The organism is Xanthobacter autotrophicus, assembly GCF_029991245.1.
In the GTDB taxonomy this organism is placed as follows: Bacteria; Pseudomonadota; Alphaproteobacteria; order Rhizobiales; family Xanthobacteraceae; genus Xanthobacter; species Xanthobacter autotrophicus_C.
Genome location: NZ_JAIVFO010000162.1, coordinates 1 through 9,460, shown reverse-complemented (window position 1 = coordinate 9,460; position 9,460 = coordinate 1). Strand labels below are relative to the sequence as shown.

The window sequence follows — 9,460 nt, the reverse complement described above, 5'->3', positions numbered from 1 at the left end:
CCCCCGACCGAACTCGGCTGTTGCCGAGTTCGGCTCCAGAGACCGAGGCCGGAAACATCCAGCCTCGGAGCGGGAGAGGGTTCAGCGCGCAGGCCCCCATGCCCCGCGTCACCGACCTGCTCGGCGACGAGGGCCTCATCGAGCCCGCCCCGGCGGACGACGGCACGCCGCCCCGCGACCTCACCCGCGAGCCCCTGTCCTTTCCCGCCGACCGGCCGCTGCGGCTCCAGGCGCTGGCGCGGGGCGACGAGGGCTTCTTGCTGGCGCTCGGCTATTCCACCCAGCGCGGCTATGCGCGCACCCATCCCTTCGTGGGCGAGATCCGCTTCGGCGAGGTGGAGGTGAGCCTTCACGCGGAAGAGCTGGGCTTTGCCGTGCCGCTGGGCGAAATCAGCGTCACCGAGTGCCAGAGCGTGAACCAGTTCAAGGGCTCGGCGACACAGCCGCCGCAATTCACCCGCGGCTACGGCCTTGTCTTCGGCCAGCTGGAGCGCAAGGCCATGTCCATGGCGCTGGTGGACCGGTCGCTGCGCTTCGCCGAGCTGGGCGAGGAGAAGAGCGCCCCGGCACAGGACGAGGAATTCGTGCTCTCCCATTGCGACAACGTGCAGGCCACCGGCTTCGTGGAGCATCTGAAGCTGCCCCATTACGTGGACTTCCAGGCCGAGCTGGACCTCATCCGCCGCATGCGCGCGGAGCACGCGGACGAGGCTGAGGCACGAGCACCGGAAGCGGCCGCAGCCCCCCACAAGGAGGCCGCCGAATGACCGCCCTCGCCCGCACCGCCTCCGGCATGCCCGCCATCACCTACAATTTCGCCTATCTGGACGAGCAGACGAAACGGATGATCCGCCGGGCCATCCTGAAGGCCATTGCCATCCCCGGCTATCAGGTGCCCTTCGCCAGCCGCGAAATGCCCATGCCCTATGGCTGGGGCACCGGCGGCGTGCAGGTGACCGCCGCCATCCTCGGCGCAAACGATGTGCTGAAGGTGATCGACCAGGGCTCGGACGACACCACCAACGCCGTGGCCATCCGCAGCTTCTTCGAGACCACGGCGGGGGTGGCCACCACCACGCGCACCCAGGACGCCACAATCATCCAGACCCGCCACCGCATTCCCGAGGCGCCGCTGAGGGAAGGCCAGGTGATCGTCTATCAGGTGCCCATCCCCGAGCCCCTGCGTTATCTCGAGCCGCGCGAGACCGAGACCCGGCGCCTGCACGCCCTCGCAGACTACGGGCTGATGCAGGTGAAGCTCTACGAGGACATCGCCAGGCACGGCCACATCGCCACAACTTATGCCTATCCGGTGAAGGTGGCGGGTCGCTACGTGATGGACCCCTCCCCCATCCCCAAGTTCGACAACCCGAAGATGGACGACAGCCCGGCGCTGCAATTGTTCGGCGCGGGGCGGGAGAAGCGCATCTATGCCATCCCGCCCTATACCCGCGTGGTGTCGCTGGATTTCGAGGACCACCCGTTCGCGGTGCAGGCCTTCGCCGAGCCCTGCGCCCTGTGCGGCGCCAAGGGGGTCTATCTCGACGAGGTGATCCTCGACGACAGGGGATCGCGCATGTTTGTGTGCTCCGACACCGACCATTGCGCCACCCGGCAGGACGAAGGCCACACCGGTTCCATGAGCGCGCCTTATGGGGAGGGGCGGCCATGAGCCCGCAGATGACCTCGCACCCCGACGCCCCCCTCCTCGTCGCCGAGGGGCTGGCGAAATATTACGGCTCCCGCCTCGGCTGCCGCGACGTGGACCTCTCCCTGCATGCCGGCGAGGTCCTGGCCATCGTGGGGGAATCGGGCTCCGGCAAGTCCACCCTGCTGGGCCTGCTTTCCACCGAGATGGCTCCCAGCGCCGGCCGCGTGTCCTACCGCATGCGCGACGGGGAGATGCGCGACCTCGCGGCGCTGTCGGAGGCCGAGCGGCGCCTGCTGCTGCGCACAGACTGGGGCTTCGTGCGCCAGCATGCGGAACAGGGCCTGCGCATGGCGGTCTCGGCCGGCGGCAATGTGGGCGAGCGCCTCATGGCCGTGGGCTGGCGCCACTACGGCAACATCCGCGACGAGGCCGCCGACTGGCTCGCCCGCGTGGAGATCGCCACCGAGCGCATGGACGACGACCCGCGCACCTTCTCCGGCGGCATGCGCCAGCGGCTCCAGATCGCGCGCAACCTCGTCACCCGCCCGCGCCTCGTGTTCATGGACGAGCCCACCAGCGGCCTCGACGTATCGGTGCAGGCGCGGCTGCTCGACCTCATCCGCCAGCTGGTGGAGGAATTCGGCCTCGCGGTGGTCATCGTCACCCACGACCTGGCGGTGGCGCGGCTGTTGTCCCACCGCATCATGGTGATGAAATCCGGCCGCGTGATCGAACAGGGCCTCACCGACCAGGTGCTCGACGACCCGCGCGAGCCCTACACCCAGCTCCTCGTCTCCTCGGTGCTCGCCGCATGATGACCGATCCGACTGCCACCGTGTCCCGGCCAAGTGGAGCGCCGCAGGCGCGGAACGCGAGCCGGGACCCGGCGCAAGACGCCGCCGCAGGCGCTTCAATCCAAAAGCGCGCGGCGCTTTCGCCTGCTGCGCAGGAGCCCGATGCTGGATCCCGGCTCGGCGCTCCGGCTGCGCCGTCGCTGGGCCGGGAAACAAACCACGCCGATGCGGGCGGCCAGCGCGCCGGGCACGGTGACGGCGCCCCTCTCCTCCTCGTCGAGAACCTCGGCAAGAGCTTCACCCTGCACCTTCAGGGCGGCCTCAGCCTGCCCGTGGTCTCCGCCGTCTCCCTCGCCGTCCATGCCGGGGAGTGCGTGGCCCTGGGCGGCCCTTCCGGGGCGGGGAAAAGCTCCATCCTCAAGATGGTGTTCGGCAATTACCGGGTGGACAAAGGCTCCGTGCTGGTGGCCGACCATGACGCCATGGTGGAGGTGGCGGGCGCCGCCCCGCGCCTGATGCTGCGCCTGCGGCGCGAGCGCATCGGCTATGTCAGCCAGTTCCTGCGCGTCATTCCCCGCGTGTCGGCCCTCGACGTGGTGGCCGCGCCCCTGCGCGCGGAAGGCGTGGATGCCGAGACCGCCAAGGCCCGCGCCGGCGCCCTGCTGACCCGGCTCAACCTGCCGGAACGGCTGTGGGGCCTGCCGCCCGCCACCTTCTCCGGCGGCGAGCAGCAGCGGGTGAACGTGGCGCGCGGCTTCATCAGCACCCAGCCCCTGCTGCTGCTGGACGAGCCCACCGCATCTCTGGACGCCGCCAACCGGGCGGTTGTGATCGACCTCATTTGCGAGAAGAAGGCGCAGGGCTGCGGCCTGCTGGGCATCTTCCACGATGCCGAGACCCGCGATGCCGTCGCCGACCGGGTGGTGGACGTCACCCGCTTTTCAGCCTGAGCCAGGATTTGAAGACATGACCGAACAGGTGTTCGCCAATGCCCGCCTCGTCCTCGCCGACGAGATCGTCACGGGCCACCTCACCGTCCGCGACGGCCGCATTGCCACCATCGGTACCGGCGCGGCGCCGCAATGCGCACAGGACCTGGAGGGCGACTTTCTGCTGCCGGGCCTGGTGGAACTCCACACCGACCATGTGGAAGGCCACCTTGCCCCTCGCCCCAAGGTGCGCTGGAACCCGCTCGCCGCCGTGCTCGCCCATGACGCGCAGATCGCCGCCTCCGGCATCACCACCGTGTTCGACAGCCTGCGGGTGTGGCCGGACAAGAAGGCGGTGGGCATGGACGGCGACGCCCCCATCCTCATCCGCGCCCTGAAGGAGGCCCGCGCCGCCGGCGTGCTGCGGGCCGACCACTTCATCCACCTGCGCTGCGAGGTGCCCACCGACACCGTGGTGGAGGACGCCGCCGCCATCCTCGACACCACCGACGTGCACCTGATCTCCCTCATGGACCACACCCCCGGCCAGAGGCAGTTTGCGAGCGTGGACCAGTTCCGCTCCTATTACATGAAGAAGAGCGGAATCACGGCCGAGGAGATGGATGTGATCGTGGCCACGCGGCTCGATTTCCACGAGCGCTTCGCCCGGGAGAACCGAGCCGGGCTGGTGGCGCTGGCCCACGCCCATGGCTGCGTGGTGGCAAGCCACGACGACGGCACCCCCGAGCATGTGGCCGAAGCCATCGGCGACGGTGTCGCGGTGGCCGAATTCCCTACCACGGAAGAGGCGGCCAGGCTCTCCCACGATGCCGGCATCCGCGTGCTCATGGGCGCGCCGAACCTGGTGCGCGGCGGCTCCCACACCGGCAACGTCTCCGCCGAGGCGCTGGCCCGCGCCGGGCTGCTTGATATCCTCTCCTCGGACTATGTGCCCTCCAGCCTGCTGTGGTCGGCCTTCGACCTTGCCCGCCGCGTGCCCTCCATCGGCCTGCCGCGGGCGGTGCGCATGGTGACGAAGACCCCCGCCGAGGTGGCCGGCCTGACCGACCGGGGCGAGATCGCCCAGGGCCGGCGCGCCGACCTGGTGCGGGTCACCCTGGCCGGCGACATGCCGGTGGTGAAGGCGGTGCACCGCGCGGGGCAGCGGGTGGCATGAGCAAGCAGGAGACCGGCGCAGGGGCGACCCTCGGCCACAGGCCGGCCGACACGCGCCGGGATGGCCTGCTGAGTCCCGGAACGCTGCTGCTGGTGGTCGGCCCCTCGGGCGCCGGCAAAGACACGCTGATCGACATCGCCCGCGCCCGCTTCGCCGGGAACGCCCGGGTGCTGTTCGCCCGAAGGCTCGTCACCCGCCCCACGGGCACGGGGGAGGCCCACGGCACCCTCAGCGAAGCGGAGTTCGAGGCGCTCAGAGCGCAGGGGCGTTTCCCGCTATTCTGGCGGGCGCACGGGCTCTGTTATGCGCTTGGTCCCGAGGTGGCGCAGGCCATTGCGGAAGGCGGCGTGGTGGTGGCCAACGGCTCGCGCGCCACCCTGCCGGAGGCGCGGGCGCGCTTTGCGCGGGTGCGCGTGGTGGAGGTAACGGCCCCGGTGGCGGTGCGGGCAGGGCGCCTCGCCGCGCGCGGCCGCGAGAGCGCATCCGACATCGAGGAGCGCCTGTCCCGCGCACCGGAGGTGGACGTGGCCCCCGACCTCGTCATCGAGAATGTGGGCACGCCCGCGGACGGCGGGCAACGGCTCGGCGCCTTCATCGCGGCGGAGCTGGCGGCGGCGGAATAAGACCGCCGCGTGTCCCGGACCAGCGACGGCGCAGCCGGAGCGCCGAGCCGGGATCCAGCAGAGACTCCTGCGCAAGCAGGCCATGTGACGTCCTGGCCGTCGTGCAGGAGGCGCCTGCGGCGGTCTCTTGCGCTGGACCCCGGCGCTCCTTCCGCTCATCGCTCCAGTCGGCCGGGGCACTCGCCCCCTATTGGCGGTAATGCTGGATGCGCGTGGTGCGCAGGCCGGGCAGGCCGTGGCGGTCGATGGAGGCCTGCCAAGACAGGAATTCATCCACGGTGAGGGTGTAGCGCTTGCACGCCTCCTCAAGGGACAGCAGGCCGCCGCGCACGGCGGCCACCACCTCCGCCTTGCGGCGGATGACCCAGCGTCGCGTATCCGGCGGCGGCAGGTCGGCGATGGTCAACGGTCCCCCGTCCGGGCCGATCACATATTTCACCCTCGGCCGATAGGCATCGGTCATCGCTACGCACCTGCTACACATCAAAACGCAAGACAAGATTGCAGATGCCGATGAAAACTTTGCTAAAGCCCGAGAAAAACAGGATATTTACTTGTCTTAACAGCACATGAACAAGATATTCCCGAAACGTAAAGACCCCGATGTTTTCGCAGAATGCAAATCCGGTAAGATTTCAGGAAGGAATTGGGGCGCGGCGGCGGCGTGGGCATCGGTTCATCACCGCCATCGTGGCGCCAGCGGACAGGCCGGCTTTACCGCCCTGCAGCCGCCGCCCCCGCCTATTCCCCGCCGGCGAGTTGCCATCGCGGCAGCGCCTCTCTAGTGTCCCGCGCGCCTGCGGCGCTGCCGCCCGGCCGGCCCACGAACGGGACGACCGGGCCGCAAAGCCGCTGGAAATGGCCTTGCGAGCACATGATGATTGATCCCGCCCTTCCCGCCCACATGCGGCCCGACCGTTCCTTCCAGGCCCTGCTGCTGACCCTTCAGCGCTTCTGGGCGGACCAGGGCTGCGTGGTCCTCCAGCCCTATGACATGGAAGTGGGCGCCGGCACCTTCCACCCGGCCACCACCCTGCGGGCGCTGGGGCCGAAGCCCTGGAAGGCCGCCTATGTGCAGCCCTCCCGCCGCCCCAAGGACGGCCGCTATGGCGAGAACCCCAACCGCCTGCAGCATTATTACCAGTTCCAGGTGATCCTGAAGCCGTCCCCGGACAACCTTCAGGAGCTGTACCTGAAGTCGCTTCAGGCCATCGGCGTGGATCTCGGCCTGCACGACGTGCGCTTCGTGGAGGACGACTGGGAGAGCCCGACGCTGGGCGCCTGGGGCCTGGGCTGGGAATGCTGGTGCGACGGCATGGAGGTGTCGCAGTTCACCTATTTCCAGCAGGTGGCCGGCATCGAGTGCGCCCCCGTCTCCGGCGAGCTGACCTATGGGCTGGAGCGCCTCGCCATGTATGTGCAGGGGGTCGAAAACGTCTACGACCTCAATTTCAACGGCCGAGAGGGCGCTGAGAAGATCAGCTACGGCGACGTGTTCCACCAGGCCGAGCAGGAATATTCCCGGCACAATTTCGAGGCCGCGGACACCGAGATGCTGCTGGAGCAGTTCCGCATGGCCGAGAAGGCCTGCCACAAGTATCTCGCCTTCGGCGACAAGGGCGAGAAGCACGAGATGGCGCTGCCGGCCTATGACCAGTGCATCAAGGCCTCCCACGTCTTCAACCTGCTCGACGCGCGCGGCGTGATCTCGGTGACCGAGCGGCAGAGCTACATCCTGCGGGTGCGCGAGCTGGCGAAGGCCTGCGGCGCCGCCTGGCTCAAGACGGCGGCCGGCGGGGCGGCCTGAGCGCCCCTCCCCGCTTCCGGCCCCCTTCATCGCCCCGCGCGACCAAGATTGATCAAGATTGATCCCATGCCCGACCTTCTCATTGAACTGTTCTCCGAGGAAATCCCCGCCCGCATGCAGGCCCAGGCGGCTGAGCAGCTGAAAAAGCTCGTCACCGACGATCTGGTGGAGCGGGGCCTGCTCTATGAGGGCGCGAAGGCGTTCGTGACCCCGCGCCGTCTGGCGCTGGCGGTGCACGGCCTGCCCGGCCGGCAGGCGGACCAGCGCGAGGAGAAGAAGGGCCCGCGCGTGGGTGCGCCGGAAGGCGCCATCGCCGGCTTCCTCAAGAGCGCGGGGCTTTCCTCCCTCGATCAGGCCACCGTGCAGAGCGACCCCAAGAAGGGCGACTTCTACGTGGCCGTGGTGGAGAAGCCCGGCCGCCCCACCCCCGAGGTGATCGCCGAGATCATCCCCGCCATCATCCGCCGCTTCCCGTGGCCGAAATCCATGCGCTGGGGCGCGGGTTCGCTCAAGTGGGTGCGGCCGCTGCATTCCATCGTCGCCACCTTCGGGGCGGACGGGGACGAGCCGGAGGTGGTGCGGTTCGAGGTGGACGGCATCGTCTCCTCCAACGTCACCTATGGCCACCGCTTCCTCGCCCCCGCGCCCATCACGGTGAAGCGGCTGGACGACTGGATGGCCAAGCTTGAAGCCGCCAAGGTGGTGGTCGACCGCGACCGCCGCAAGGACATCATCCTCAACGATGCCAAGGACCTGGCGCTCGCCTCCGGCCTTGAGCTGGTGGAGGACGAGGGCCTGCTGGACGAGGTGGCCGGGCTGGTGGAATGGCCCGTGGTGCTCATGGGCGCGTTCGAGGAGCGCTTCCTCGACATCCCGGACGAGGTGATCCGCGCCACCATCCGCGCCAACCAGAAGTGCTTCGTGCTGAAGAACCCGGCCACCGGGCGCCTCGCCAACCGCTTCCTGCTCATCTCCAATCTGGTGGCGAGCGACGACGGCGCGGCCATCGTCGCCGGCAACGAGCGCGTCATCCGCGCGCGCCTGTCGGACGCGAAATTCTTCTGGGATACGGACCGGGTGAACGGTCTGGAAAGCCGGATGCCCCGGTTCCAGTCCATCACCTTCCACGAGAAGCTGGGCTCGCAGGCCGAGCGCATCGAGCGGATCGTTCGTCTTGCCCGGGAGATTGCCCCCAAGGTCGGGGCGGAACCGGCGCTGGCAGAGGATGCCGCGGCGTTCTGCAAGGCAGACCTGCTCACCGAAGTCGTAGGCGAGTTCCCGGAGCTTCAGGGCCTCATGGGCCGCTATTACGCCCAGGACGAGGGGCTGGCGAGCGAAGTCGCCGCCGCCTGCGAGGAGCACTACAAGCCGCAAGGCCCCGGCGACCGGGTGCCCACCGCGCCGGTCTCCATCGCCGTGGCGCTGGCGGACAAGATCGACACTTTGGTGGGCTTCTGGGCGATTGATGAAAAGCCCACCGGGAGCAAGGACCCCTATGCGCTGCGCCGGGCGGCGCTGGGGGTGATCCGGATTGTGCTGGAGAATGGGCTGCGGGTGAGGTTGTCTGCGCCTTTACTTGTCAGCGATTCCCGTGACTGGGGCGAAACACGTCTTATTCACTCGCGTGCATTTGGCGATCTCGTCTTGCCTGTGCACTTGATCGACCTCCTCTCCTTCTTCGCCGACCGCCTGAAAGTCCATCTGCGCGAGCATGGCGCGCGCCATGACCTCGTGGATGCGGTCTTCGCCCTGGAGGGTCAGGACGACCTGTTCCTGCTGGTGGACCGCATGACGGCGCTGGCCCGCTTCCTCGATACGGAGGACGGCAAGACGCTTCTGGCCGGCTATCGCCGCGCGGTGAACATCCTGCGCATCGAGGAGAAGAAGGACGGCCGCGCCTTCACCGGCCCCACCAATGCCGCGCTGCTGAAGGAGCCGGCGGAGGAGCGCCTCGCCGCCGCCATCGACGATGTGAAACCCCGCGTCGCCGCCGCCGTGGCGCAGGAAGACTTCGCCGCCGCCATGACCGCCCTGGCCGACCTGCGCGCCCCCGTGGATGCCTTCTTCGAGGCGGTCACGGTGAATGACCCCGACCCCGCCCTGCGCGAGAACCGCCTCAAGCTGCTGGATGAAATCCGCGCCGCCACCCGCGGCATCGCCGATTTCGACCGCATCGGCGGCTGAAGCGCCACCCGCCCCGCCGCCCCATGGGCGCGGCGGGTTCCATCCGTGGCATCACATTAGGGTGCGTGAACCAAACGCCTCCTGCGCTGTTGAACCCGGCATACCCGGCAACATCAGGAGACAGGTTCATGCGCATGATGAAGTTTGCCATTCCGGCCGCGGCTGCTGCCCTCATCGCCCTGTCGGGCACGAGCCAGGCGCAGACCAGCGGCACCTCCGACAATCCCAACACCCATTCCGGCCCCGCCCAGGAAGGCGGCCGCACCCAGGCCACCCCGGGCTACACCCCCGGCAG

Annotated in this window: 9 protein-coding genes; 8 read left to right on the top strand and 1 reads right to left on the bottom strand. The window is 69.0% G+C overall.

Annotation, left to right across the window (positions count from 1 at the left end):
- The 6 genes from K9U41_RS19820 to phnN form a co-directional block, all read left to right on the top strand.
- Positions 1–767 (top strand): carbon-phosphorus lyase complex subunit PhnI (locus K9U41_RS19820; RefSeq protein WP_282642576.1); only part of this gene is annotated, 767 nt, incomplete at its 5' end.
- Entirely contained in the window at positions 764–1,672 is a 909-nt protein-coding gene (locus K9U41_RS19815; RefSeq protein WP_282642575.1) for an alpha-D-ribose 1-methylphosphonate 5-phosphate C-P-lyase PhnJ, read from the top strand. The genes K9U41_RS19820 and K9U41_RS19815, both read left to right, overlap by 4 nt.
- Positions 1,669–2,466, top strand: coding sequence for a phosphonate C-P lyase system protein PhnK (phnK, locus tag K9U41_RS19810; protein WP_282642574.1), 798 nt, complete (start codon positions 1,669–1,671; stop codon positions 2,464–2,466). Before K9U41_RS19815 ends, phnK begins: the two co-directional genes overlap by 4 nt.
- 179 nt (positions 2,467–2,645) lie before the next feature.
- Positions 2,646–3,395 (top strand): phosphonate C-P lyase system protein PhnL, encoded by a 750-nt coding sequence (gene phnL, locus K9U41_RS19805; RefSeq protein ID WP_432715833.1) that lies wholly within the window; start codon positions 2,646–2,648, stop codon positions 3,393–3,395.
- 16 nt (positions 3,396–3,411) lie between these two features.
- Positions 3,412–4,551 (top strand): alpha-D-ribose 1-methylphosphonate 5-triphosphate diphosphatase, encoded by a 1,140-nt coding sequence (locus K9U41_RS19800; protein ID WP_282642573.1) that lies wholly within the window; start codon positions 3,412–3,414, stop codon positions 4,549–4,551.
- A complete protein-coding gene (gene phnN, locus K9U41_RS19795) occupies positions 4,548–5,174 on the top strand; it encodes a phosphonate metabolism protein/1,5-bisphosphokinase (PRPP-forming) PhnN (protein ID WP_282642572.1) in 627 nt (208 codons plus the stop codon). Before K9U41_RS19800 ends, phnN begins: the two co-directional genes overlap by 4 nt.
- Before the next feature lie 187 nt (positions 5,175–5,361).
- Here the strand turns inward: phnN and K9U41_RS19790 are convergent, their stop codons facing one another.
- The gene (locus K9U41_RS19790) at positions 5,362–5,637 is read right to left on the bottom strand and encodes a DUF1153 domain-containing protein (RefSeq protein WP_012113328.1); all 276 of its coding nucleotides are present in this window, start codon (positions 5,635–5,637) and stop codon (positions 5,362–5,364) included.
- A gap of 417 nt (positions 5,638–6,054) precedes the next feature.
- Between K9U41_RS19790 and K9U41_RS19785 the strand changes: the two genes are divergently transcribed.
- Both K9U41_RS19785 and glyS read left to right on the top strand, forming a co-directional pair.
- Positions 6,055–6,981 carry a glycine--tRNA ligase subunit alpha gene (locus K9U41_RS19785; protein ID WP_282642577.1) on the top strand — a complete coding sequence of 309 codons (927 nt, stop codon included), beginning with the start codon at positions 6,055–6,057 and terminating at the stop codon, positions 6,979–6,981.
- Positions 6,982–7,047: 66 nt separating this feature from the next.
- A complete protein-coding gene (gene glyS / locus K9U41_RS19780) occupies positions 7,048–9,165 on the top strand; it encodes a glycine--tRNA ligase subunit beta (RefSeq protein WP_282642571.1) in 2,118 nt (705 codons plus the stop codon).
- Positions 9,166–9,460: the final 295 nt, after the last annotated feature.

What these genes read in the sequence shown, in the direction of transcription:
- phnK (WP_282642574.1), top strand. Translation starts at nt 1,669, where the DNA reads ATGAGCCCGCAGATGACCTCGCACCCCGACGCCCCCCTCCTCGTCGCC.
- K9U41_RS19815 (WP_282642575.1), top strand. Translation starts at nt 764, where the DNA reads ATGACCGCCCTCGCCCGCACCGCCTCCGGCATGCCCGCCATCACCTAC.
- phnN (WP_282642572.1), top strand. Translation starts at nt 4,548, where the DNA reads ATGAGCAAGCAGGAGACCGGCGCAGGGGCGACCCTCGGCCACAGGCCG.
- K9U41_RS19800 (WP_282642573.1), top strand. Translation starts at nt 3,412, where the DNA reads ATGACCGAACAGGTGTTCGCCAATGCCCGCCTCGTCCTCGCCGACGAG.
- K9U41_RS19790 (WP_012113328.1), bottom strand. Translation starts at nt 5,637, where the DNA reads ATGACCGATGCCTATCGGCCGAGGGTGAAATATGTGATCGGCCCGGAC.
- glyS (WP_282642571.1), top strand. Translation starts at nt 7,048, where the DNA reads ATGCCCGACCTTCTCATTGAACTGTTCTCCGAGGAAATCCCCGCCCGC.